20 protein-coding genes, 1 tRNA gene and 3 rRNA genes are annotated in these 25,955 nt (G+C 57.4%); 3 read left to right on the forward strand and 21 right to left on the reverse strand.

The window, feature by feature from the left end:
- Window positions 1-42 precede the first annotated feature (42 nt).
- The 21 genes from IEW73_RS06010 to IEW73_RS06105 all read right to left on the reverse strand — a co-directional run bounded on the left by IEW73_RS06010 (window position 43) and on the right by IEW73_RS06105 (window position 22,753).
- Window positions 43-116, reverse strand: a tRNA-Pro gene (locus IEW73_RS06010).
- 122 nt (window positions 117-238) lie between these two features.
- On the reverse strand, window positions 239-1,669 hold the full coding sequence (gene der, locus IEW73_RS06015) for a ribosome biogenesis GTPase Der (RefSeq protein ID WP_372433604.1): 1,431 nt from the start codon (window positions 1,667-1,669) through the stop codon (window positions 239-241).
- 5 nt (window positions 1,670-1,674) lie between these two features.
- Window positions 1,675-2,358, reverse strand: a complete 684-nt coding sequence (gene cmk / locus IEW73_RS06020; protein WP_188671581.1) for a (d)CMP kinase — start codon at window positions 2,356-2,358, stop codon at window positions 1,675-1,677.
- Window positions 2,355-3,065 (reverse strand): pseudouridine synthase, encoded by a 711-nt coding sequence (locus IEW73_RS06025; RefSeq protein ID WP_229675784.1) that lies wholly within the window; start codon window positions 3,063-3,065, stop codon window positions 2,355-2,357. Before IEW73_RS06025 ends, cmk begins: the two co-directional genes overlap by 4 nt.
- On the reverse strand, window positions 2,978-4,150 hold the full coding sequence (locus IEW73_RS16525) for a hypothetical protein (RefSeq protein ID WP_229675785.1): 1,173 nt from the start codon (window positions 4,148-4,150) through the stop codon (window positions 2,978-2,980). The genes IEW73_RS06025 and IEW73_RS16525 overlap by 88 nt, the downstream gene beginning before the upstream one ends.
- Window positions 4,151-4,181: 31 nt before the next feature.
- Window positions 4,182-4,841 carry an SMC-Scp complex subunit ScpB gene (gene scpB, locus IEW73_RS06030; RefSeq protein WP_188671585.1) on the reverse strand — a complete coding sequence of 220 codons (660 nt, stop codon included), beginning with the start codon at window positions 4,839-4,841 and terminating at the stop codon, window positions 4,182-4,184.
- The gene (locus tag IEW73_RS06035; protein WP_188671587.1) at window positions 4,834-5,646 is read right to left on the reverse strand and encodes a segregation and condensation protein A; all 813 of its coding nucleotides are present in this window, start codon (window positions 5,644-5,646) and stop codon (window positions 4,834-4,836) included. Before IEW73_RS06035 ends, scpB begins: the two co-directional genes overlap by 8 nt.
- A complete protein-coding gene (locus IEW73_RS06040) occupies window positions 5,643-6,608 on the reverse strand; it encodes a ParA family protein (RefSeq protein ID WP_372433589.1) in 966 nt (321 codons plus the stop codon). Before IEW73_RS06040 ends, IEW73_RS06035 begins: the two co-directional genes overlap by 4 nt.
- 157 nt (window positions 6,609-6,765) lie before the next feature.
- Complete coding sequence (gene xerD, locus IEW73_RS06045; protein WP_188671591.1) at window positions 6,766-7,683, reverse strand: site-specific tyrosine recombinase XerD; 918 nt, start codon at window positions 7,681-7,683, stop codon at window positions 6,766-6,768.
- Window positions 7,684-7,688: 5 nt separating this feature from the next.
- The gene (locus IEW73_RS06050) at window positions 7,689-8,327 is read right to left on the reverse strand and encodes an NUDIX domain-containing protein (protein WP_188671593.1); all 639 of its coding nucleotides are present in this window, start codon (window positions 8,325-8,327) and stop codon (window positions 7,689-7,691) included.
- 13 nt (window positions 8,328-8,340) lie between these two features.
- A complete protein-coding gene (pyrG, locus tag IEW73_RS06055) occupies window positions 8,341-10,086 on the reverse strand; it encodes a CTP synthase (protein WP_188671595.1) in 1,746 nt (581 codons plus the stop codon).
- A 161-nt stretch (window positions 10,087-10,247) separates the two neighbouring features.
- A complete protein-coding gene (gene steA, locus IEW73_RS06060) occupies window positions 10,248-11,444 on the reverse strand; it encodes a putative cytokinetic ring protein SteA (RefSeq protein ID WP_188671597.1) in 1,197 nt (398 codons plus the stop codon).
- A gap of 50 nt (window positions 11,445-11,494) precedes the next feature.
- The gene (gene recN / locus IEW73_RS06065) at window positions 11,495-13,282 is read right to left on the reverse strand and encodes a DNA repair protein RecN (protein ID WP_188671599.1); all 1,788 of its coding nucleotides are present in this window, start codon (window positions 13,280-13,282) and stop codon (window positions 11,495-11,497) included.
- A gap of 2 nt (window positions 13,283-13,284) precedes the next feature.
- A complete protein-coding gene (locus tag IEW73_RS06070; RefSeq protein WP_188671601.1) occupies window positions 13,285-14,232 on the reverse strand; it encodes an NAD kinase in 948 nt (315 codons plus the stop codon).
- Complete coding sequence (locus tag IEW73_RS06075) at window positions 14,229-15,077, reverse strand: TlyA family RNA methyltransferase (RefSeq protein WP_188671603.1); 849 nt, start codon at window positions 15,075-15,077, stop codon at window positions 14,229-14,231. Before IEW73_RS06075 ends, IEW73_RS06070 begins: the two co-directional genes overlap by 4 nt.
- Window positions 15,077-15,301 (reverse strand): hypothetical protein, encoded by a 225-nt coding sequence (locus IEW73_RS06080; protein ID WP_188671605.1) that lies wholly within the window; start codon window positions 15,299-15,301, stop codon window positions 15,077-15,079. Before IEW73_RS06080 ends, IEW73_RS06075 begins: the two co-directional genes overlap by 1 nt.
- Window positions 15,294-16,400: an HAD hydrolase-like protein gene (locus tag IEW73_RS06085; protein WP_188671607.1), complete on the reverse strand. Its 1,107-nt coding sequence runs from the start codon at window positions 16,398-16,400 to the stop codon at window positions 15,294-15,296. The genes IEW73_RS06080 and IEW73_RS06085 overlap by 8 nt, the downstream gene beginning before the upstream one ends.
- Before the next feature lie 39 nt (window positions 16,401-16,439).
- Window positions 16,440-17,327 carry a tetratricopeptide repeat protein gene (locus tag IEW73_RS06090; RefSeq protein ID WP_188671609.1) on the reverse strand — a complete coding sequence of 296 codons (888 nt, stop codon included), beginning with the start codon at window positions 17,325-17,327 and terminating at the stop codon, window positions 16,440-16,442.
- Between the two features lie 148 nt (window positions 17,328-17,475).
- Window positions 17,476-17,593: ribosomal RNA gene (rrf, locus tag IEW73_RS06095) — 5S ribosomal RNA — on the reverse strand.
- A 214-nt stretch (window positions 17,594-17,807) separates the two neighbouring features.
- Window positions 17,808-20,939 (reverse strand): 23S ribosomal RNA (locus tag IEW73_RS06100).
- A 292-nt stretch (window positions 20,940-21,231) separates the two neighbouring features.
- A 16S ribosomal RNA gene (locus IEW73_RS06105) occupies window positions 21,232-22,753 on the reverse strand.
- Together the 16S, 23S and 5S rRNA genes form the textbook arrangement of a ribosomal RNA operon.
- A gap of 671 nt (window positions 22,754-23,424) precedes the next feature.
- Here IEW73_RS06105 and IEW73_RS06110 point away from each other — a divergent pair.
- From IEW73_RS06110 to IEW73_RS06120, 3 genes are read left to right on the forward strand one after another with little or no spacing between them, the layout of a single operon-like run.
- Window positions 23,425-24,660, forward strand: a complete 1,236-nt coding sequence (locus IEW73_RS06110) for a Na/Pi symporter (protein ID WP_188671611.1) — start codon at window positions 23,425-23,427, stop codon at window positions 24,658-24,660.
- Between the two features lie 13 nt (window positions 24,661-24,673).
- Window positions 24,674-24,964 carry a hypothetical protein gene (locus IEW73_RS06115; protein ID WP_188671613.1) on the forward strand — a complete coding sequence of 97 codons (291 nt, stop codon included), beginning with the start codon at window positions 24,674-24,676 and terminating at the stop codon, window positions 24,962-24,964.
- Entirely contained in the window at window positions 24,957-25,949 is a 993-nt protein-coding gene (locus IEW73_RS06120) for a PstS family phosphate ABC transporter substrate-binding protein (protein WP_188671615.1), read from the forward strand. The genes IEW73_RS06115 and IEW73_RS06120 overlap by 8 nt, the downstream gene beginning before the upstream one ends.
- Window positions 25,950-25,955: the final 6 nt, after the last annotated feature.

Here is a 25,955-nt window from a genome sequence, read left to right on the forward strand (position 1 = left end):
AAAACCCCAGGTGAAATACTGTTTCACCTGGGGTTTTCTATGTCGGGCTGACAGGATTTGAACCTGCGACCACTTGACCCCCAGTCAAGTGCGCTACCAAGCTGCGCCACAGCCCGCCACTGCTTCGTCCCCGTGGGGCGTTGTCAGCTCAGCTAGAGTACAACATTCCGTGCGTGTGGTGCCAATTGCTGACGCCCGCCCGGTCGGCGTGTTTCTTGGCGACTGGGCGGGCGGGGTGTCAGCTCTTGCGGGCTCGTTTTTCGCGGACTCGGACGTTCACACGAACGGGGCTGCCCTCGAATCCGAAGGATTCGCGGAGTTTGCGTTCGAGGAAGCGCCGGTACCCGGCCTCAAGGAAGCCTGTGGTGAACAGGACGAAGGTGGGTGGCCGAGTGGTGGCTTGCGTCGCGAAGAGGACGCGCGGGAGTCGACCGCCACGCATGGGTGGTGGTGTGGCGGAGATTGTTTCGCGTAGCCATGTGTTGAGGCGCCCGGTGGGTACGCGGGTGTCCCATGAATTCAGTGCTGTGTCCATGACGGGCACCAGTTTTTGCACTGCTCGACCGGTGTGGGCGGAGATGTTCACTCGTTGCGCCCACTGGATGCGGACGAGGTCGCGGTCGATTTCTTTGTCGAGTTGGAGGCGACGGTCTTCGTCGACGAGGTCCCATTTGTTGAAGGCGATTACCATCGCTCGACCGGTTTCTTCGACCATCGTGATGATGCGGAGGTCTTGTTCGGTGATGGGTTGGGATGAGTCGATAAGGACGACGACTACTTCGGCTGATTCGATGGCGGATCGGGTTCTGAGCGAGGCGTAGTATTCCGCTCCACTTGCGGTGATGACCCGTTTACGTAGTCCTGCGGTGTCGACGAAACGCCACACTTTGCCGCCTAGTTCGACGAGCGAATCGACTGGGTCCACTGTTGTTCCTGCAACGTCGTGCACTACCGATCGTTCGTCACCGGTGAGTTTGTTGAGGAGGCTGGACTTGCCGACGTTTGGCTTGCCAACTAGCGCGATTCGTCGTGGCCCGCCTGTGAACTGGTTTGGGTCACGAGGCTTTTCGGGCAGGATTCCGATGACGGTGTCGAGGAGGTCTGCGGTGCCCCGGCCGTGGGTTGCGCTGATGGGGAATGGTTCCCCTAGTCCGAGGTTCCACAGTTCCGCAACATCTGAGTCGAGCTTCGCGTTGTCCACCTTGTTGGCGACAAGGATGACTGGTGCTTTTGAGCGGCGAAGGATTCTGGCTACAGCTTCGTCGGTGGTTGTTGAGCCGACTGTGGCGTCGACGACGACGAGAATGGCGTCAGCAGTGCGCATGGCGTGTTCCGCTTGCCGGGTGATGGACTGCTGGAGCCCTTTTGCTGTGGGTTCCCAGCCGCCGGTGTCTTGCACCATGAAGCGTTTGGTGTTCCATTCGGCTTCGTAGGAGATGCGGTCGCGTGTCACACCCGGAACATCTTCTACAACCGCTTCGCGCCGACCGATTATGCGGTTGACGAGGGTGGATTTGCCGACGTTGGGACGACCAACAACCGCGAGTACGGGTAGGGGTCGATCTTCGTCATCGAGGTCGTCTTCGAGGTCGTCGAGTTCCCACTCAGATTCGTCGGCCCAGGTACCGTCGCCGGGCAGGATGAGTGTGTCGTCTGCGAAGTCGTTCATGTCTGTCATTGGGGTATTCCTGTTCGTTCACGCACGACGTCAAGCAGGTTTTGCACTACGCCGTCGAGGGTGAGGTCGCTGGTGTCAACGAGAATTGCGTCGTCCGCTGGCCGCAATGGCGAGACGGCTCGGTTTGAGTCGTGGTCGTCGCGCCGTTTGACGTCCGCGAGGACTGCATCAAAGTTGCTGTCGCGGCCTTCGCTGAGGTTTTGGTCGTGGCGGCGTTGCGCCCGAGCTTCTGGTGACGCGGTGAGGAAGATCTTCACCGGCGCGTCAGGGAGCACGACGGTGCCGATGTCGCGGCCTTCAACAACGATGGTGCCTGCTTCGCTGGCGAGGCGTCGTTGAAGTGCGACGAGTTGTTCCCGAACTTCTGGCACAGCGGAGACCGCGGATACTGCTGCGGTTACTTCGGGGCCACGGATGTCGGAAGCAACATTGACGCCGTCGAGGTTGACTTCTTCACTGTCTGGGTCGGACCCGATAGTGAACGGTAGGTTGGCTGTCGCTTCAGCCAACGCCACTGGGTCTTCGATGTTGGCGCCTTGGCGAAGTGCGTGCAGGGTCGCGATGCGATACATCGCACCTGTGTCGAGGTACCGCGCACCTAGGCGTTTAGCTACGATCCGGGACACACTCGACTTGCCTGTGCCAGCTGGACCGTCGATAGCTACTACGAATGTGCTCATAACCCCACAGCCTTGTATAGTGCGCCCACCTCTTGCCCGTTGAGGACACGAAGCGTGCCGGGACGTTGCTCGCCGAGTGGAACTGTTCCCACCTGGGTGCGGACTAGACGTGTCACTGGGTGGCCGACGTGCTCAAGCAGTCGACGCACGATGTGTTTCCGACCTTCGTGAAGAACAATTTTGATCAGTGTGCTGCCTTCGTGAATGTCTAGGTTTGCACATTCGTCGACTGCTACGGGGCCGTCTTCGAGTTCAATTCCTTCTTTAAGGGTTCGCAATGTCTCACGTGACACCACACCATCGACGTCAGCGAGGTACGTCTTGCGGACCTTGTAGGACGGGTGCATGAGGCGGTGCGCAAGTTCGCCATCATTTGTGAGCAGGAGCAAGCCTTCTGTTTCGGCGTCGAGGCGACCCACATGAAATAGGCGTTGTCCGGCGGCGATGCGTTCTGCGACGAGGTCGCCTACGCATGGTCGGCCCATTTCGTCGGCCATCGTTGACTGCCAACCGATTGGCTTGTTCAACGCGAGGTGCACCAGTTCTTCAGTGATCATCACGCGCATTCCATCAACCTTGACGACAGCGGTCTTGGGGTCGATGCGCATTCCTTGTTTGGTCACCTTGGTGCCGTTGACTTCGATGCGACCCTTGTCGATGAGGTGCTCGCATACGCGGCGAGAACCGACTCCGGCTTGGGCGAGCACCTTTTGCAGGCGGACGCCTTCTTCGCTGAATGCTTGCGTGTCTGGCAGAGCAGCGCCGACCATTGGTGCACCTTCAGGTGCTGGTCGTGCGTTGCTGACGTATGGGGTTTTGCTCGCGGACTTCTTCTGCGCGGGCCGGTTACTTTCGCTGCGCTTCGGGGCGCTTTGGGGTGGCTTTTGCTGCCCCGCGCGGGAATCGAGTGTGCGCGGCGCCCACTGTGGTGCCGAGCCACTGTCACGGGACGGGCGAGCATCGCGGGTTCCGCCAGTTCGCGGTGCCGAAGAGCTGCCGTATGCGGGACGGTCGTAGCTAGGTCGGCGATCATTTCCGCCTTGGCGACTGTCTGATCCTCGCGTATCGGAGCTTCTGTCAGACGAGAAGGTGCGCCGATCGCCCGAAGCGGGACGACGATCATCGAAACGACGGTCCCCCGAAGACGGACGGCGGTCACCTGAAGCGGGACGACGATCATCAGAATGACGGCTATCAGAACGCCGATCATTCGAGAAACCACGATCAGGCCGACCCGCACGATCCGTACTTGAGCGCCTGTCATCAAAACGACGATCACCCGACGCTGGGCGCCGATCGCCCGAAGTCGGACGACGGTCATCAGAACGACGACTATCGGTACGACGATCATCAAAACGACGATCACCCGACGACGGACGGCGGTCACCCGAAGCGGGACGGCGGTCACCTGAAGCGGGACGGCGGTCATCAGAATGGCGGCTATCAGAACGCCGGTCATTCGAGAAACCACGATCAGGCCGACCCGCACGATCCGTACTTGAGCGCCTGTCATCAAAACGACGGTCCCCTGAAGACGGGCGGCGGTCACCTGAAGCGGGACGACGATCATCAAAACGACGGTCCCCTGAAGACGGGCGGCGGTCACCTGAAGCGGGACGACGATCATCAAAACGACGGTCCCCTGAAGACGGGCGGCGGTCACCTGAAGCGGGACGACGATCATCAGAATGGCGGCTATCAGAACGCCGGTCATTCGAGAAACCACGATCTGGTCGACTCGTGCGTTCGTTGTTGCGTGAACCGTGTGAACGGTTGCGGTCCGGTGTGCCATCTCGGCGAGCGGGCTTGTCCATGCTGTATTCCTATTCAGTGTGTGGCATAGGTCTTTTGCCTTGTCTTCGGCGGTCGACCTTTGCAATGCGGGTGGCGAGCTCGAGGTTGAGTTCGTCACCGATTTCGTCAATCACATCCACGTCGGGTAGAAGCGGTGCAATTGGCGGTAGTTCTTCGAGAGACGCGATGCCGAGTCGCTCGAGGAACAAGTCTGTTGTCACATAGTGTGTCCCATATGTGTCCGGTATGGGTTCGGCTTCGGCAATGAGGCCGCGTGCGAGAAGGGTTCGCATGACGCCGTCCACGTTCACTCCTCGCACAGCGCTTACACGGGCCCTTGTTACGGGTTGTCGGTAGGCTACGACGGCGAGTGTTTCGAGGGCAGCGCGGGTCAATTTAGACCGTGCTCCACCCAAGATGAGACGTTCAACGTATTCAGAGTATTCGCTCCGGGTGTACATGCGCCAACCGTCTCCAGCGAAGCGCAGGTCAATGCCGCTTTTGCGTTTCTCATATGTTGCTGCTAAGTGGATTAAAGTGCGGCGCACTCGTTCCTCTGGCGCATCGAGAGCTTCGGCGAGGGTTGATGACCCCACAGGGGTATCCACGACCAGCAGCAAGGCCTCGAGTGCTGATTCAAGTTCGTCGTCTGCCCAATCAGGTTGTTCGCGCTGTGCTGGGTTATCCATTTAAGTTCCCTGGTTCATTGCGGTCCTGCTCTGTGCCTGTCCACCGCACCCGTAGTACACCGAGTGGTTCGTCTTGGTCGATGTCGATTGCTTTGTCGCGAAATAGTTCGAGCAGGCTGAGGAATCGAACAACTAGTCGCAGTACGGAGTCACAGTCAGCCACCAGTTCGGTGAAGGTAAACCACCTGCCGTGTGAGTTGTCACGAAATGTTTGCAGCAAAGTCTGGGCTTCTTCGGGCACAGTGATGTCTTCGCCATGCATGTGTTTAATGCTGACTTCGGGCGACGGCCGTGGGCGAAACGCAGCAGCTGCGAGTTCGGCGAACTTTTCGGCGGTGATTCCGAGGGTAACTTCGGGCAGGAGGTCGACGAAGCGGTCTTCGAGGGAGACGCTGCGGGGGAATCGTGCTTGCGCATTTTGTTCGAGTTCGCTGAAAAGTTCGGCGATCTGCCGGTAGGCCCGGTATTCGAGGAGCCTCGCAAACAGCACGTCTTGCGCTTCGAGAAGCGCAAGGTCTTCTTCGTCGTCGACGTCAGCAGCCGGAAGTAGTCGCGCTGCCTTGAGGTCTAGGAGTGTCGCGGCAACGACAAGAAACTCAGTGGTTTGGTCGAGGCCGTACTCTTCACCGAGGCGTTTCGTGTGAGCGATGAAGTCGTCGGTGACCTGATGTAAAGCAACGTGGGTGACGTCGAGTTTTTGTTGACCGATGAGGGTCAGCAGGAGATCGAATGGCCCCTCAAAATTGCTGAGGCGAACACTGAAAACCGACGAAGTGCTGGCCTCAGTGCCGTCGCTGCCAATCACCGGCCTTTACCGAACCCCGCGATCAGTTCACGAGCTAGCGCACGATATGCGACGGCTCCCGCAGATTTGGGTGCCCAACTTGTGATGGGCTCCCCCGCGACGCTCGTTTCTGGGAATCGAACGGTGCGGTTGATTGTGGTGTGGAAGACGAGGTCTCCGAATACTTCGACTACGCGATTCATGACGTCGCGGGCGTGCAGGGTGCGGGAGTCAAACATGGTCACCAAGATGCCAGCCATTTGGAGACGCGGGTTGAGCCGTTCTTGCACTTTGTGCACAGTATCGTTGAGTAGCGCCAATCCTCGCAAGCTGAAGTATTCACACTCCATGGGGATCATGACACCGTCAGAGCAGGCCAGCGCGTTGACTGTTAGCAGTCCCAACGATGGTTGGCAGTCGATGAGTACATAGTCGTACCTGTCGAGCACGGGGTGTAGTGCGCGGAACAATGTCTGTTCGCGACCCACCTCGTTGACCAGCTGAATCTCTGCGGCAGACAGGTCGATGTTGCTCGGTAGCAGGTCCATGCCGTCGACGCGCGTTCGCATGATGACGTCTTCGATGGATGCCCGTGGCTCGACCAGCAAGTTGTAGACCGTTTGATCGAGGTCGTGGTGCGCCACGCCCAGCCCTGCAGACAGTGCGCCCTGCGGATCTAGGTCCACCAGAAGGACCCTGCGACCGTAATCTGCGAGCGCTGCGCCAAGGTTGATCGTCGATGTTGTTTTACCGACGCCACCTTTTTGGTTGCAGAGCGACAAAACCTTCGCGGGCCCGTGTCCGCGAATGGGGTTTGGTTCCGGTATTTCACGGATCGGTCGGCCCGTTGGGCCTAGTTCCGTGGTACTTGCCTCTGACGGGCTTACGCCGCTGAAGGTTCCATCCGCGTCGTCCTCACCAGTGTGTCCGCTCAACGCGGCTGGTCGTTCGGACTCCGCTGCGAAGGGCTGCGGTGTCTTCACGGTTACGGGTTCTCCTTTACTGGGCTGGCCCATGCTGCGTCAAAAGTGACATGTTGTGCCACGTTCACTCGCGTTTGATTCTGCTAACGGTACCGTTTGCTGGCGTTAAACGTCAGGTTCGACACGAAACGATAACTTCTTGCCGTGTCTGCGACGTTCACCGGGCCCTCGGGTGCGCCTCTGCCCACACTTCCCTCAGCGCTGTCACCGTCACGGCTGTGTAGACCTGCGTTGTGGTCACCGATGCATGGCCAAGCAACTCCTGAAGCACACGGACATCGGCACCACCTTCGAGCAAATGCGTGGCGAAAGAATGTCGCAGCGTGTGTGGAGACACTGTTGCTGTCACTCCGGCGCGTTCGGCTGTGTCTTGGAGGATCTGCCACGCACTTTGGCGAGACAGTCGCCCACCGCGAACATTTAGGAAAACCGCTGGCTGAGACCGGCGCACAAGTGACGGTCTACCACGGACAAGATACGCCTGTAGCGCTTCCACAGCCGGTCGACCTACCGGAACTATCCGATGCTTGCCACCTTTACCGCGCAACAACACGGACCTTGATTCAAGATCCACGTCATCGACGTCAAGGTTCGTTGCTTCGGTTATACGGGCACCGCACGAGTAGAGGAGTTCTAGCAGCGCACGATCACGCAATCCACGTGGGCCGTCACCCTCACGTCCTGCACTGTCCAAGATCGCCAGGACGTCATCGACAGGAAGTGCTTTGGGGAGGCGTTTGTTGGGACTTGGTGGTTTAACAGCCCGCGCTACGTCGGTTGATGTCATTCCTTCGGCCAGCGCGAACCGGTGCAAGCCACGCGCAGCGATTAACGCCCGCGCCACTGAACTTGACGACAACGGACGAACCTTGTTATCCGGATCTCCTTGACGCAGGGTCACCACAAACTGCTCGACATCGCTTTCTGCGACGTCGGCGAGATTGTGAATGTGCCGATTACTGAGGTGCGCCACATATCGCTGCAGGTCACGACGATAAGACAGCAAAGTGTTTGGCGAAGCGCCTTTTTCTACGGCCAGGTGATCTAAATACGCAGCGACCTGCGTGGCGATCATCAAGGCTATTCCCCAGAGGGATGGCGCCGTTGAGCTAATTTGGTGGGTCGGGTGCTCCACGGAGCGTCAACTGAACGGAGGGCGACATCGTTTCGCCGCGCCACGTCGAGCGCCAAAATCCCCGCTATCGCGGTGGCGTTGACGATGTCGCCATTGAGCACTTTGCGAACCGCATCAGCCAACGGGATGCGGTGAATGTGCATGTCCGCTTCCTCATGCTCAGGATCCGGGCGGTCAATGTCTTGTAGATCTTGGGCAACAAAAACTCGAATCGCCTCGTCAGTCATTCCAGGCGAAACTGCCGCATCGACGAGAACTGCCCAGGTTCGGGCGGAAAGCCCAGTTTCTTCCATCAACTCGCGTTGCGCGGCAGCCACCGGCGACTCGCCTGGCTCGTCGAGCAAACCCGCGGGGAGCTCCCAGAGCCGATCCCCCACCGGGTGTCGGTACTGGTCGACCATCACGATCTGATCGTGTTCGTCAATGGCGACGATGGCGACCGCCCCGAAATGTTCCACAACTTCGCGCACTGCGGTGGCATCTCCCGGCATGACTACGTCATCAACACGCAGTGCAAGAATTGCCCCCTCGTATTCGATACGAGAAGCGGTGGTACGGAATTCGTGACGGTCGCCGTCGGTCATGATTCTGCTTTGGTCATGATTTTGCTTTCGACGCCTTCGTGGGTAGATCCGCGGTTGTTTCGCCGTCAGCATCGTCGAAGTCAACAGGCAAACGCTCACCAGCGCTGTACCGCATCGACGCCTTGATAAATGAAGCAAACAACGGGTGCGGCCGCGTTGGTCGGCTCTTCAACTCGGGATGCGCTTGAGTGGCAACGAAGAACGGGTGTACTGCTTTGGGGTACTCCACAAACTCAACGAGAGTGCCGTCGGGGGAAGTCCCGCTGAACTGCAACCCGCTCTTGGCAATGCGATCCCGGTACGAGTTGTTCACCTCAAAGCGGTGGCGATGGCGTTCTGATACCGAGGTGGTTCCGTACGCTTGAGCAACAACCGATCCTTTGTCGAGCTTGGCGGGATAAGCGCCGAGACGCATTGAGCCCCCCATGTCGGCGTTACCAGCAACGATGTCACGCTGATCAGCCATGGTCGAAATCACTGGGTGCGGCGTTTCTGGCTCAAATTCGGACGAGTTTGCGTCCTGAAGGCCTACCGACCGAGCAGCTTCGATGACGACACACTGGAGGCCAAGGCACAACCCAAGCAGCGGAACTTTGCGAGCACGTGCGTACCGAATTGCGCCGAGCTTCCCGTCGATTCCGCGAATCCCGAAACCGCCTGGGATGAGAATTCCGTCGACATCGCCTAGAGCTGCGGACGCACCCGCCTCGGTGGCGCACTCGTCCGACGGCACCCATTTAATGTCAACCTTTGAGCGGTGGTAGAAACCGCCCGCACGTAGCGCTTCCGTCACTGAAAGGTAGGCGTCAGGCAGGTCGACGTACTTGCCAACCAGCGCAATGCGAACGGTCTCGCGTGATTTGTGGACCCGGTCGAGGAGGTCACCCCACACTGTCCAATCGACATCACGGAAAGGCAAACCCAACTGTCGCACCACATACGCGTCAAGGCCCTCCCTGTGGAGCACCTTGGGAATGTCATAAATCGACGGAGCGTCCGCAGTGGAGATGACACCCTCTTCATCCACGTCACACATCAACGCGATCTTGCGCTTGAGCCCCTCGGGGACGTCACGATCAGCGCGCAAGATAAGGGCGTCAGGTTGAATACCAATGTTACGCAACGCGGCAACGGAATGCTGAGTGGGTTTCGTCTTCAGTTCGCCGGAAGGCGCCAGAAACGGCACCAACGACACGTGCAGGAAGAAAACATTTGCGCGCCCAACATCGTGGCGCACCTGACGTGCCGCTTCGAGGAACGGTTGCGACTCGATATCGCCAACAGTTCCACCGATTTCGGTGATGACGACATCAGGGACGTGGCCCTGCAAATCAGGACCGGACATCGCGAGAATCCGGTTCTTGATTTCATCGGTGATGTGCGGAATGACCTGAACTGTGTCACCAAGGTATTCGCCGCGGCGTTCCTTAGCAATGACGGTGGAGTAAACCTGCCCCGTAGTGACATTGGCTGAACCCGGAAGGTCCCGATCGAGGAACCGTTCGTAATGACCAACGTCGAGGTCTGTTTCGGCCCCGTCCTCGGTAACAAAAACTTCACCGTGTTGGAACGGGTTCATCGTGCCCGGATCAACATTGAGATAGGGATCGAGCTTCTGCATGGTCACTCGCAAGCCGCGCGCCGTAAGGAGCTGCCCAAGACTTGAGGCTGTGAGCCCCTTACCGAGTGACGATGCAACACCACCGCTGACAAAAATGTGCTTCGTCTCGGATTTTGCGTGATGACGTATGAATGGCAAAGAGACTCCCGTGACTATTCGAGCAGACTACGACCGACGTGTGGGGCCTGCTGACCCACGGGATTTCACGGTAACACCTGTCACCGCAAACCTGCGAACCAACAACCACAACCCGACGTCAGCGAGACTAAAATCCCACAATGAGTGAGACCACGGCCAAGCTACTGTCTCAGATCCTGGATGATCCCTTGCACCCACAATGCAAACGAGTTCCACGTATCGATAGCCCAGCGAAGCGGATCCTCGACGCCATTGACGATGAGAAGCACCACCAACGCAGCTGACATCAGCGCGAGCACAAACAGCGCAATCGCCGTGATCGATACCCTGCTTCGGTAGAGCGTCGCCAACGCGCGCCCGTCAACTAGCCGGTCGCCAACACGGAGACGTGTGAGGAACGTGGACGGAGCGTCGTCCACACCATCGCGGTCAAAGAAGTCTTCCAGCGAGCCACGAATACCTACCGTGGCGATTAGGGACGCACCGTGGTGATAAGCCAACAGCAATGCGAGGTCAGCGGGGCTCGATGCGGCAGGGAACGTCATTGCCCCCACCCCGAGGTCCTGCACGCGTTCTAGGCCCTTGGCATAACCGTCAGGCTCTGCGGGCAACAGGATTTGCGCGCCACATTTCAATGTTTCCGAACTAATCACATCCGGATCGCCGATAATCAGGTCTGGCTTGCTACCGGACCGGAACAGCGCATCGGCACCGCCATTCACACCGATGAGTATCGGCTGGTATTCCTTAATAAACGGACGCACACGCTTGAGGTCTTTCTCAAATCCCGTGTTCGCGCCGACAACTACAACCTGCCGGTCCTTCAGCGGAACATCAAGATCTGGCACGCCGATTCCCTCAACCAACAACGGGCTCTCGTCGTGGAGGAAGTTCACCATGTTGCCGGCGAAATCATCTAAGTGGGCGGCAAGAGACTGCTTCGCATCGGCCAGAAGATCCTTGATTTCTTCTTCACGAAGTTCGATTCCTTGGCCAATCAACCGCTGGCCGAGAAAGATATCCCCTTCGTGGATGCGCACCTTTGCGCCGTCTTTGATTTCGTCTTGCAGTTCGCCATCAACGCAATCGATAAGCAAAATGCCAGCTTGTACGAGCTGCAGCGGTCCGGCGTTGGGGTATCGTCCGGTGATTGACGACGCCAGGTTCACCACCGCGGCGACATCGGCTCGGATCAACACATCACACGTCTTGCGGTCAAGATCTGGATGGTTGAGGACGACCACATCACCACGCCCCGCGCGGCGAACAACCTTCGTCGTTTCACGATCGAACCGTGCAGTGCCACTCAATCCGGGCAAGGCAGTGCTATTTCGCGACAGCAGGGAGGGCATCTTCATGTCCCGATGATGAACCTGTCAAGCGTTATCTCGTTGGAGGCGCGCCGAGATCAAAAAGTTACGAAATTTTCGCACTCGGAAATCGCAGTGGCTCGAAGCTCGTCTGCGTGCGCTCGGGCGGTGTCAGACTCACCCATCCCGGCGAGCATTCGGGCCAACTCTGCAACGCGCTCACTGTCGGTTAGTGTCCGCACTCCACTGACTACTCCACCTTGGGAATCATCTTGTTTGTCGACCACGAGATGAGTGTCTGCGTAAGCGGCTACCTGCGGTAGGTGGGTAACAACAATCACCTGATGGGTGCGGGCAAGTTTGGCTAGCCGCCGCCCAATCTCCACCGCGGCACGACCACCCACGCCAGCATCAACCTCATCGAATACGAGTGTCCCTGCCCCATCGCCGCCAGCGAGAACAACCTCAAGCGCGAGCATCACCCGTGACAACTCTCCGCCAGACGCACTTTTTGCAATTGGCATTGGCTGTGCGCCGCTGTGAGACGCGAGGCGAAACTCAACCTCATCAACTCCATACGGCCCAGCAGAAAACCACTGTCCGTCGATCTCAACGGCGCCCTCGGTCATCGCTGGAACGGGCGTTGAGTCAACTTCGATCGTTAGTGTGGACTTCCCCATAGCAAGGCCAGCCAACTCCGCGGATACAGCAGAGGCCAAGAAACCAGCTGCCTTTTTCCGAGCGACAGAAAGCTTCGCCGCGCACGTCGCCACATCAGCTTGCGCCTTACTCACCTGTGCCGTTAGTTCCTCGAGCGCATCAGCGGAAACATCAATCTTCGTCAGACGTTCTCGTGCAGCCGAAGCCCACGCAATTACTCCATCGATATCGGCCGCATACTTCCGCGTGAGAATCCTCAGTTCAGATTGCCGACTCAACAATCCGTCGAGCGCCCCAGGATCCGTCGGAAGGTCACTGAGGAACCCACTCAACTCGGCACCTAAGTCACTGACCACAGCGATTGCTTCGGCCGCGCGCGTAGCTAGTCCTCGCAAAACTGGATCATCCGACGTTTCGAGAGTGTTCCGAGCTTCTCCGAGTAACGACAGTGCGTTTGCGTCATCGCCGTTGCCGCTACCAAAATCTCCACCGCCAGCCACAGCTGCAGCAGCAGACGTAGCGGCCTCACGGAGCGAATCAAGGTCACCTAGTCGACGTACCTCAGCAGCGATCAGGTCGTCTTCGCCTGGTTGGGGACTAACCTCGTCAATTTCGTTGAGCCCAAACGTCAACCGATCGTGTTCCTGAGCAAGTTCCCGCGACCGAGTTGTTCGTTCGTTTAACTCCGCAGCCAGTTCTTTCCACCGTCGCCGCGCATTTCGATACTTCTCCACCAACGGTGCGATCTTCTCCGCACCAAACCTGTCGAGTGCATGCCTTTGCTGGTCTGGCTTTAACAGTCGCAACTGATCATTTTGGCCATGCACCGTAAGCAGGGTTCCGGTGAACCGCCCAAGAACACTTGCCGGCACACTCCGCCCACCAAGGTGAGCCCTCGAACGCCCCTCGGACGTCACCGTTCGCACAGCGATGATCGATCCGTCGCTATCAGGTTCCGCGCCAGCCGATTCAAGCATCTCGGTGACTTCTGCTTGAGTAGATTCAGTAGACGTCTCGGTACTAAAGCGCCCCTCGACAATGGCTCTGTCCGCACCAGCTCGCACTCGCCTGGGATCAGCGCGCACCCCGCCGAGCAGATGCAAGCTCGTCACGACCATCGTTTTTCCGGCGCCAGTCTCCCCTGTCAAGACGGTCAAACCGGAGTGCAACTCTGCGGACGCCTGATCGATAACGCCCAAACAACTTATGCGTAATTCAACTAGCACGATTACTCCTCCCCCAAGCCTGCAACCGAGCGCCCACGCCAGCCTTGAACAGGCAACTCAAACTTGCGTACAAGACGGTCAGCAAACGGCGCGGAGTCCAACCGCGCCCACAAAACAGGGGCAGAGTCCTTCCTGAACTCGATACGCCCACCTGCGGGAACTTGCGAAATTCGTCGACCGTCGCAAAACACCAATGCATCATGGCCGCTAGGGTCAATTTCCACGGCAACAACAGAATTCGGGCTAGTCACCATGGGGCGTGCGAACAACGCGTGAGCATTGCTCGGCACAACAAGTAATGCCTCAAGCTCGGGCCACACAATCGGACCACCAGCCGAAAACGCGTAGGCCGTAGATCCGGTGGGCGTTGCGATAAGAACACCGTCGCACCCAAATGCGGACACTGGCCTACCGTCCACCTCCAACACCACTTCAAGCACACCGAGTCGTGGCGCCTTCTCGACGCTCGCCTCGTTTAGCGCCCAGCCCGACGCGATAATTTCGCCACCAAGCCACACCTTCATGTCCAGCGTCATTCGGGTTTCCACCCGATACTCACGCCGCACGACCTTACCCAACGCATCCTCGAGGTGATCAACTTCGGTTTCCGCCAAGAAACCAATCCGACCGAGGTTTATACCCAAGACCGGAATATTGGCTTGCCGAGCTAGTTCCGCAGCACGCAACATAGATCCGTCGCCGCCGAGAACAAGAACAATTTCGCAACCCGCCGCAGCGTCAGGACCGGCCTCAATTACAGTTTCGTACCCCGATAAGGTTTCCTCCACGAGGTGGGTGCTCGCAGCTTCGTGCGCAAGTACACGCAACCCCATGCCATAGTGCTGAAGAATATGGGAAACGTGCTTAATCGTAGGTGCAATATCCGGCCGACCGGTGTGCGCGACTAGCAGGATCTCCCTCGCAGCCGCACTAGTTGCCCCGCTCGTCACTGTGGGCCCTCGTCAACAGCCCGACGCACCATGTGTTCCACCATCTCGACCACCTCAGAAGCAACCTTTTGATCGCTCGGTTTGTCAACGACTGCAGCTTTTGTCAGCCACAAAAAGTACTCAACATTGCCTGAAGGTCCTGGAAGTGGACTTGCTACTACATCCCGGACATCAAAGCCATGCGCAACTGCGGCACACGCGACCTTCACCACCACTTCGCGTCGCATCGCACTATCGCGAACTACTCCGCCCGATCCTAGCCGTTCCTTGCCAACTTCGAACTGCGGCTTCACCATCGGCAGAACATCTGCACCCAGTTTTGCGCATCGAGCGAACGCTGGAAGTACAAGTTCGAGTGAAATAAAGGACAGATCAGCGACAATCACATCAACGTCGCCGCCAATCTGAAGGGGCTCTAAATTGCGGACATTAGTCCGGTCAAAGACATTGACCCGTGGGTCGTTTTGTAACCGCCACACCAGTTGCCCGTAGCCAACATCAACAGCGGCTACCTCTGACACTCCGCGACGAAGGAGAACATCAGTGAACCCACCGGTAGACGCACCGGCGTCTAGACATCGGCGGCCCTTCAGCTGAAGGCCTCCCGATTCGAACCGTTCGAGCGCCCCTACGAGCTTGTGCGCACCGCGCGACGCCCAATTGTCGTCTGATTCACCTGCCACGATGTGCAACGGGGCATGAACTTCGATCGCAGTAGCCGGCTTAGCGATCACGGCACCTGCGGATTGCACTCGGCGAGCGGCAATTAACTCAACCGCATGCTCGCGCGACCGCGCAAGACCACGTCGCACAAGCTCTGCATCCACGCGCACTCTACGGGCCATCAGACGTCTTCCACTGCGTCAAGCGCCTCCGCGAGAATCGCGTGCGCCCGTTCGAATAACACAATGTCACTACCAGTAAGCGGAGCGCCGCTTTCGCGCCCAGCATCGAGTTTGTCGCACAGCGAGCGCATTTCATTCTGAACCCGTTCCGCCGTCCAAGCTGAACTCGCTGCGCGGCTAGGCCCAGGTATCGGCGCCCGTACGTTTGTTGTCGAATTACTCATCGGAGATAACGCTAGCTGACACACGGCCGCAAGCGCTTGTCATGACGCGCTTACCCTGCAACCACGTGTTGAGCAGTGCCTGCGACTGAGCATCTTGGGCAACCACACTCACGGTGCACTCAGGGGATGATGTGTCCAGTATGGGCCACACTACTGCTGCCAACTCCCGAAGCGCGGACGCACTATCACCGAGGTCTGACGATGCTTTTAGCGACACCGTGACCGCTGTTTGGCCTCTTGCGTGTATTGACCAATCGTCGCCCGTTTTGACCCGAAGGACATCTGGCGAGCTATCGAGCGCACGTAAATCCGCACCTATGTAAGTCGGCCTTTCGCCTGGTAGAGCAGCCAAGATATCAACGGGTTGGGAAACACCTGTCATTACGTAGAGCGACGGCAGTCTCATCGCGTTTGCGCCCGCAATATCTGTGTCGAGCCGATCACCAACAACCAGTGGTGACACAAAATCGTCGACACTCAATGCATCATGAAAAATCTGATTCCCGGGTTTGCCAGCGACAATTGGAGTTTCATTCGTAGCCGCCTGGAGCGCGGCCACCATGGAACCATTCCCAGGCAAAAGGCCACGTTCCGTCGGGAGGGTTGCATCAATGTTCGCGGCGATCCACGTAGCGCCTGCCCTAATTGCTAGTGCCGCTTCTGCTAAGTCCGCCCAACCAGTGTGAGTTGAATGCCCCTGGACCACAGCAATGACCTCAGGACCGAAGCTGCGAGTTGCGCTCAGACCTACTGCGCGAACTTCCTCAACTAGCGCATCGGTACCGACGACGAGCACAGTGCCCTCACTTGATGCATTTGCTCGCAGGGTTACGGAGAGTAGTTTTGCTGCGGCATGGGCGCTGGTGATGATGTCGCTATTTGTAGCTGCAAACCCCAATGAGTTCAGGTGTGCAGCAACTTCGTCAACACTTCGGCTTGCATTATTGGTGACGTACAAGCATCGCGGGGCGTTAGCTTGTTGCGTTCCAGGCCAAGCGAGGGCCTCCACTGCGTACGGTAGGACTCGATTTCCGGCGTAGAGGGTGCCATCAAGGTCGAGTAGGAGTACGTCGTGGCTCGTCCGAAGGGTTTTCGCCATGTGATCTGCTTGGGTTATGAAGACCTTGGGTTATGGAGACTAAGCGTCGCTGTCGCTGTCTGGCGTATCACGCGCAAACTCCACCATGCGGTCTTCTGCGTCGGTTTCTTCCGGGTCAGCTTCCACGGATCGCATGAACCATACGTGGGCCTCGTCGGTGCGACCGGCTGCGAGTAGGGCTTCAGCGTAGGCGTAGCACAACCGTGCCGCAGCTGGACCTTCCTTTGCGGCATCCAGTTCTGGGCCCTGCAAGGTTACGACTGCTGCATCGTATTGCTCAAGGTCCATTCGCGCGCCGGCGAGGACGATCTTGAGTTCAATTGCGGAGTCGCCATCAAGAGATTTTGTGTCGAATGTGCGACCGAGTTCGAGTGCTTTCTCCGGACGACCGAGCCCGCGTTCGCAGTCAGCCATGATGGCAACAAGTCCACTGCCTCCGCTGATGCGGCGAGCTGTTCTGAGTTCATTGAGCGCCTCAGCCCATTCGCCGGCGTGATACGCGGTGATGCCAGCGGTTTCGCGAACGACTGCGATTCGGGAGGCTCGACGACGAGCTGCGCGTGCATGTTCGAGGGCTCGTTTGGGATCTTCGTCGAGTAATTCGACGGCGCATACTAGGTGGCGCGCAACCAGTTCGGCTGACGTTTTGTCTAGCGAGAGTAGGTCGCGGCGAACTTCAGGTGGGAGTTGTTGAGGTTCAATTTCAGGCGGCAGGAATGGGTCGCGTGGTCGATCATCGCGAACTGATGAACCGGAATCTCGTGAGGAAGAGCGGTTAAACCGTTGACGGTTGGGGTCTTGGCCGCCGCGACCTGGTGGCGTGTTGCGACCTTGCGTCCGGTTGGAGTTCCGATCACGGTTTGGATTGTCTCGTCCCGATGTCGCATGGCGTTCGGTTTGTCTTTTGCGCTCGCCACGATCGTCCACACGAGGTCCTTCCAGAGAATGTGCATCTATCGCACGGAAAACAACACGGATGACCGCGCCATATATAGTTCGACTTTGATTGTAGTAAAAAAATAGTGGTGGGGTGCACCAGAACTATGTCTGACACACCCCACCACCAACAACCCTTGTCCGGCAGTGACCTACTCTCCCACACCCCAACGAGTGCAGTACCATCGGCGCAAGAGGGCTTAGCTTCCGGGTTCGGAATGGGACCGGGCGTTTCCCACTCTGCTAACACCACCGAGACAAAGAACACAACAACACAACCCCACCCCCACACAGGACACCACCACACCCTGCATCCCCCTACAGGGAACACACGAATGCTTAAGGTGGCATCACCGCCAGGGTGAATGCATGTGCTGTCTCAGACAGCCGGATAGTGACGCAACACGACAAGAAAAAACCACAATCATCAATAATGTTCACACTCAACCACCACTTGAGACACAGAGTGTAAGTGGTAAGCCACTCGGCCTGTTAGTACCAGTCACCTCCACCCATTACTAGGCTTCCAGTTCTGGCCTATCAACCCCATCATCTCTAGGGGGCCTTACTCACACACAGTGTGAAGAGAAACCTCATCTCAGAACAGGCTTCCCGCTTAGATGCTTTCAGCGGTTATCCCTTCCGAACGTAGCTAACCAGCCATGCCACTGGCGTGACAACTGGCAAACCAGAGGTCCGTCCGTCCCGGTCCTCTCGTACTAGGGACAGGCTTCTTCAAGTTTCTAAACGCGCGCGGCGGATAGAGACCGAACTGTCTCACGACGTTCTAAACCCAGCTCGCGTGCCGCTTTAATGGGCGAACAGCCCAACCCTTGGGACCTACTCCAGCCCCAGGATGCGACGAGCCGACATCGAGGTGCCAAACCATCCCGTCGATATGGACTCTTGGGGAAGATCAGCCTGTTATCCCCGGGGTACCTTTTATCCGTTGAGCGACACCCCTTCCACACAGAAGTGCCGGATCACTAGTCCCGACTTTCGTCCCTGCTCGACCTGTCAGTCTCACAGTCAAGCTCCCTTGTGCACTTGCACTCAACACCTGATTGCCAACCAAGCTGAGGGAACCTTTGGGCGCCTCCGTTACATTTTAGGAGGCAACCGCCCCAGTTAAACTACCCACCAGGCACTGTCCCTGAACCAGATTCATGGTTCGAAGTTAGATGCCCAATCCGGTCAGAGTGGTATTTCAACAACGACTCCACAGACACTAGCGTGCCCGCTTCACAGTCTCCCACCTATCCTACACAAACCGAATCAGACACCAATACCAAGCTGCAGTAAAGGTCCCGGGGTCTTTTCGTCCTGCCGCGCGTAACGAGCATCTTTACTCGTAATGCAATTTCGCCGAGCCTGTGGTTGAGACAGCAGAGAAGTCGTTACGCCATTCGTGCAGGTCGGAACTTACCCGACAAGGAATTTCGCTACCTTAGGATGGTTATAGTTACCACCGCCGTTTACTGGGGCTTAAATTCTCAGCTTCGCCCTTACAGGCTAACCGGTCCTCTTAACCTTCCAGCACCGGGCAGGCGTCAGTCCGTATACATCGTCTTACGACTTCGCACGGACCTGTGTTTTTAGTAAACAGTCGCTTCTCTCTGGTCTCTGCGGCCCTCACCAGCTCCACTGGCAAGCAGTATCACCGGTAAAGGCCCCCCTTCTCCCGAAGTTACGGGGGCATTTTGCCGAGTTCCTTAACCACAGTTAACTCGATCGCCTTAGTATTCTCTACCTGACCACCTGTGTCGGTTTGGGGTACGGGCCATGTGGGAACTCGCTAGAGGCTTTTCTCGGCAGCATAGGATCACAGAATCCCCCACAAATGGGGTCGCATCACCTCTCAGGCTTAATGACAGGCGGATTTGCCTACCTGTCGCCCTACGGGCTTACACCAGTACTACCATTGACTGGCCCTGCTACCTTCCTGCGTCACCCCATCGCTTGGCTACTACCAGATCAGGTCCTGTGCATCCACTACCACAACCACCGAAGTGGCCGAAACAGCTTCAGGACAGTTAGTATCACTGATTCACCACGGACGCGCCCACACGGGTACGGGAATATCAACCCGTTGTCCATCGACTACGCCTGTCGGCCTCGCCTTAGGTCCCGACTCACCCTGGGCGGATTAACCTGCCCCAGGAACCCTTGGTCATCCGGCGGACAAGTTTCTCACTTGTCATTCGCTACTCATGCCTGCATTCTCACTCCCACACCCTCCACAACTCGTTCACACGGCTGCTTCCCTGGATGCAGGACGCTCCCCTACCCACCCACACCACTACACACACCCCCAAAAGGATGCGCGGATGTATTGTGTGAGTGCCGCGGCTTCGGCGGTGTGCTTAAGCCCCGCTACATTATCGGCGCAGGACCACTAGACCAGTGAGCTATTACGCACTCTTTCAAGGATGGCTGCTTCTAAGCCAACCTCCTGGCTGTCTAAGCGATCCCACATCCTTTCCCACTGAGCACACACTTAGGGGCCTTAGCCGGCGATCTGGGCTGTTTCCCTCTCGACCAACGAACCTTATCGCCCGTAGTCTCACTGCCACGCTCTCACTTCCTGGCATTCGGAGTTTGGCTGACGTCAGTAACCCGGTAGGGCCCATCGGCCATCCAGTAGCTCTACCTCCAGGAAGAAACACGTAACGCTGCACCTAAATGCATTTCGGGGAGAACCAGCTATCACGGAGTTTGATTGGCCTTTCACCCCTACCCACAACTCATCCCCTCAGTTTTCAACCTAAGTGGGTTCGGGCCTCCACAACATCTTACTGCTGCTTCACCCTGGCCATGGGTAGATCACTCCGCTTCGGGCCTAGAACATGCCACTACGACGCCCTATTCAGACTCGCTTTCGCTACGGCTGCCCCTCACGGGTTAACCTCGCGACATGCCACTAACTCGCAGGCTCATTCTTCAAAAGGCACGCCATCACCCCACCCCAAAAGGGAAGGCTCTGACGGATTGTAAGCGCATGGTTTCAGGTACTATTTCACTCCCCTCCCGGGGTACTTTTCACCATTCCCTCACGGTACTATCCACTATCGGTCATCAGGGAGTATTCAGGCTTACCGGGTGGTCCCGGCAGATTCACAGCAGATTCCACGAGCCCGCTGCTACTCGGGTACATCATCACAAACACACAGCATGTTTTCACGTACGGGACTCTCACCCCCTCCGGCGCACCATCCCAGGCAACTTCCGCTAACACACTGACTGCATTTGACCATCACGGCGGTGACAGAACAACAACGCCCCACAACCCCTCATACGCAACCCCCGCCGGGTATCACACATACAAGGTTTAGCCTCTTCCGCTTTCGCTCGCCACTACTGACGGAATCACATTTTGTTTTCTCTTCCTGCGGGTACTGAGATGTTTCACTTCCCCGCGTTCCCTCCACACCGCCTATACATTCAACGGTGGGTAACACGACATCACTCGTGCTGGGTTTCCCCATTCGGACACCCTCGGATCACAGCTCGGCTGACAGCTCCCCGAGGCCTATCGCGGCCTCCCACGTCCTTCATCGGCTCCTGATGCCAAGGCATCCACCATGCGCTCTAAAACACTTACCACCACAAACAATGGTCTAAAAGAACACTAAAACAACAATCACAGTTATTTCTCGTTACGCCACTATCCAACTCTCAAACAACACACACAACCCCGCACACCAGTCATCACAACCAGCAGCAGCCAAGCCATGCCTGAAACCACCCACACCACACGGGCATGGAGCCTCAGAACCCCAACAGTGTGCCACCACAACAATTTTTGATAATCCGCACATGTCCACCCGGACGCCCACCCACAACACATTCGGCTGTGACAGCAGACAACATAATCTCTAAGAGCAAAGCTCCTTAGAAAGGAGGTGATCCAGCCGCACCTTCCGGTACGGCTACCTTGTTACGACTTCGTCCCAATCGCCGATCCCACCTTCGACCACTCCCTCCCACAAGGGGTTGGGCCATGGGCTTCGGGTGTTACCGACTTTCATGACGTGACGGGCGGTGTGTACAAGGCCCGGGAACGTATTCACCGCAGCGTTGCTGATCTGCGATTACTAGCGACTCCGACTTCACGGGGCCGAGTTGCAGACCCCGATCCGAACTGAGACTGGCTTTAAGGGATTCGCTGAACCTCGCGGTCTCGCAGCCCTCTGTACCAGCCATTGTAGCATGTGTGAAGCCCTGGACATAAGGGGCATGATGACTTGACGTCGTCCCCACCTTCCTCCGAGTTGACCCCGGCAGTCTCTCACGAGTCCCCACCATTACGTGCTGGCAACATGAGACAAGGGTTGCGCTCGTTGCGGGACTTAACCCAACATCTCACGACACGAGCTGACGACAGCCATGCACCACCTGCACACCAGCCACAAGGGAACGCCCATCTCTGGACGCGTCTGGTGCATGTCAAACCCAGGTAAGGTTCTTCGCGTTGCATCGAATTAATCCACATGCTCCGCCGCTTGTGCGGGCCCCCGTCAATTCCTTTGAGTTTTAGCCTTGCGGCCGTACTCCCCAGGCGGGGTACTTAATGCGTTAGCTACGGCACGGATTCCGTGGAAGGAACCCACACCTAGTACCCACCGTTTACGGCGTGGACTACCAGGGTATCTAATCCTGTTCGCTCCCCACGCTTTCGCTCCTCAGCGTCAGTTACTGCCCAGAGACCCGCCTTCGCCACCGGTGTTCCTCCTGATATCTGCGCATTTCACCGCTACACCAGGAATTCCAGTCTCCCCTGCAGTACTCAAGTCTGCCCGTATCGCCTGCACGCCCACAGTTAAGCTGCGAGTTTTCACAGACAACGCGACAAACCACCTACGAGCTCTTTACGCCCAGTAATTCCGGACAACGCTCGCACCCTACGTATTACCGCGGCTGCTGGCACGTAGTTGGCCGGTGCTTCTTCTGCGCCTACCGTCACTTTCGCTTCGTCGGCGCTGAAAGAGGTTTACAACCCGAAGGCCGTCATCCCCCACGCGGCGTCGCTGCATCAGGCTTGCGCCCATTGTGCAATATTCCCCACTGCTGCCTCCCGTAGGAGTCTGGGCCGTGTCTCAGTCCCAGTGTGGCCGATCGCCCTCTCAGGCCGGCTACCCGTCACCGCCTTGGTAGGCCATTACCCCACCAACAAGCTGATAGGCCGCGGGCCCACCTCACACCACTACATAACGCTTTCCACCCACCCCCATGCGGGGGAAGGTCATATCCGGTATTAGACCCAGTTTCCCAGGCTTATCCCAGAGTGTGAGACAGATTACCCACGTGTTACTCACCCGTTCGCCACTCGTGTACCCCGAAGGGCCTTACCGTTCGACTTGCATGTGTTAAGCACGCCGCCAGCGTTCGTCCTGAGCCAGGATCAAACTCTCCGTTAAAACCCTTCAACCACACCCCACAAAGGGGGCGCAATCAAAACAAAGAGCCAAACATCTGGCCAAACAAAAACTAGCAAAAACTAGTTACAAAAAATTTCGGGCCATGGCACCACCGACGAGGAAAGCAACCACAACCCACCCATGAACACCTGAAAACAAGCACTCACGCGCTTTCCGGCATCCACGAATCATCAAAAAAACAATGACACACTGTTGAGTTCTCAAACACCACACCCACAAGAAGAACTGCTCGCGCAGTTCCGTCGAGGGGAACGATTAGCCAGACTAGCACTAGTTAACCCTCGCAGGCAAACCCGAAAAACGGGCGTCTACCTGGGTCTCTAGCCGCTTGCCTTCCCGGTTTCACCCGGTCCGGACTCGCTGGCCCCAAGAAAGTTACACACAAGAAAACTCAAACACAAACCACCAGGTCAAAGGCCTAACAACTTCCCCGCCACCGATACCGATGGAGCACCGACCGGAACTGGGCGCTCGCTGGCAGAGTTTTTCGCGCCCCAACCGGCCAGCTTTGCCCGATTAGTGGCACGTCGCGTGCTTTCCGCAACGCATGTTCACCAATGTTCACTCGTCCGACTGTTCCTGTAAGTAGTCGCTTCGCTTCACCATGATCGGGTTGCCTTGTTCTGCCTGGCATCGAGAATGGAGCAAGGGTGACAAACCCACACGACGCTGGCGCCTCCCTCACGGATGTATCCGTAGCGCCACCAGATACACACCGCTTGCGCGGACCTCTGGACTTTCTACCGATTGACGACCGCGCGCAGAAGTTCGCAAACTGGATCGGCGTAGTGGTTGGTATCTACGTACTTATCACCGCGGTGGGCTTGATTGGCAGTGGGTTCAAAGCCGCCACTGGCGATCAAGCGGCTCAGCTGTTTCAGTTCGCAGCCAACCCGTTCGTAGGACTCATGATTGGTGTACTCGCTACGGCGGCTACCCAATCTTCCTCCACCACGACGTCAATCACTGTTGGCCTTGTCGCGGGCGGTCTGCCCTTAGCGATCGCAATCCCGGTCTTGATGGGCGCAAACATTGGCACGACCCTGACCAATACTCTCGTGAGCCTTGGGATGGTGCGTGACAAAGAAGGCTTTAAGCGCGCCTTTGCCGCAGCCACTGTGCATGACTTCTTCAACTTGATCGCGGTTGCCATATTCCTACCGCTCGAGCTGGCCTTCGGATTGCTTGCCCGCGCATCGGGTTGGTTGTCGGAGCAAACATCGGGCACTGATGGTGGGCTATTCGCCGCTGTCTTTGGCTCCATCGGCGTCTTCGTCAAGGCGGTCACCACTCCAGGCTCGGCCGCCGTCATCTGGGCAGCCTCACCACTTCCTGACCCGTGGCGCGGTATTGCACTCATCGCAATTGGTATCGCGCTGATTCTCTTTGTCATCAGCTTGATCGGCAAGCTACTCAAGGTGCTGATGGTGGGTAAAGCCGCAGACGTCCTGCACTCCGCCATTGGTCGCGGCCCTCTGACGGGCATCGGCTCAGGCGCTGTGGTGACAGTGATGGTGCAATCGTCATCCACAACCACGAGTCTCGCGGTGCCGCTCGCTGGCTCCGGGCAATTTTCCTTGCGGCAGATTTATCCCTTTACCGTCGGAGCGAACATTGGAACCACGATCACCGCGCTGATCGCCGCATTCGGGTTTACCGGGATTGAAGCCTCATTGGCACTGCAAGCCGCGTATGTGCACTTGCTATTCAACTTGTTTGCCACCGCCGTAATTTTCGGGATCCCGTTCCTTCGTGTCCTTCCATTACGGGGCGCGACGTGGCTGGCACAAATTGGCACGGAGAACAAGCTTTATGCCGCAGCGTGGGTACTTGGAGTCTTTGTGTTGATCCCGCTGGCCCTGATTTTCCTGACAGTGATCTTCTAAAAAAGGGGGAGCTATGAATACCCACGATAACGATCGTCCTAGTCGCACTTCTGAAGAACTAGATAGAGAACTCGAAGCGCTCCTAGCCGAAGCCGAAGAAACGGTTGGACGGCTACGACGCGAGATGAAGCTTCGCAGGGAGAACGCTGCACAGCACGCTGAGATCGATCACCTAGTTGACCACATGGCCGATGCACAGGTGCGGTGGAGTGAAGTGCGCGCATTCTTCAACGACGTCCTTCACCAGCTAGTTTCTCGCAACCACGGAGCAGAAGGAGAACACAAGGCAGGCGACCATGCGTAAGGCAAGCGTTCATAGAGTGATTGTGGCTATGCCTGTCGTTGCCACCTCACTGCTACTTGTTGCTGGTTGTGGCGCCCAAGGGACTGAAATCGAGGTATCCGGGTCGTCTACGGTAGCTCCGATTACCGAGGCAATCGCCCGTGATGGCGGTTTTAATGTCACCGTCACGGCAGAGGGCACGACTGATGGTTTCGCGCGTTTCTGCACTGGAGAAACTCCTCTCAACAATGCTTCTGAAGCTATCCCAGGGGCAGGACAGCGCGTTGATTATGTAGCGATGTGCGCTGAAAACGGCGTGGAGTTTATCGAGCTGCCGATTGGGATTGACGCCTTAAGCGTGGTGCGAAACGAGGCAAATCGTTTCGCTCAAGATTTGTCCGTAAGCGAGTTGCGTGAGATCTGGGCTCCGGGCTCCGCGGTGTCGAATTGGAGTGACGTCCGCGATGAATGGCCAGACACTCCAATCGGCCTTTACGGTAGGCCGGATGGTTCGGGAACATTCGACTATTTCACTCACTTTATTGTGGGCGAGGCCGGTTCAATTCGGGACGACTACCAATCAACTGATGCCATGGATGAGCTGACTCAGTGGATTGCTGATGACGAAAATGCTCTCGGTTTCCTCGGTATCGGAAACTATCTCTCTGCTGACGAAGACGTTCGTGACCGGATAACGAATGTGGCGGTCGACGGGGTTTTTCCTTCGTTGAGCAATGCCCAGGATGGGCGCTACACACCACTGACTCGGCCACTGTTTGTTTATGTGTCAACGAGCGCATTGGAGGAGAATCCTGAGGTTGCCTCGTTCGTGGAGCATTATCTGAAGACCGCGCAGGCGATGCTCCCGCGGGTGTATTTCTATCCCTTGCAGGGCGAGGTGTACCCACTTGTCCAGCAACGCTTTGATGACCGCATCACGGGCACGCTGTTGGGCGGCGATCCGTACAGCTCGGTTTCAATCATCGACACCTTACAGGCGCAGTAGGCTTAC

The organism is Hoyosella rhizosphaerae (genome assembly GCF_014643175.1).
In the GTDB taxonomy this organism is placed as follows: Bacteria; Actinomycetota; Actinomycetes; order Mycobacteriales; family Mycobacteriaceae; genus Lolliginicoccus; species Lolliginicoccus rhizosphaerae.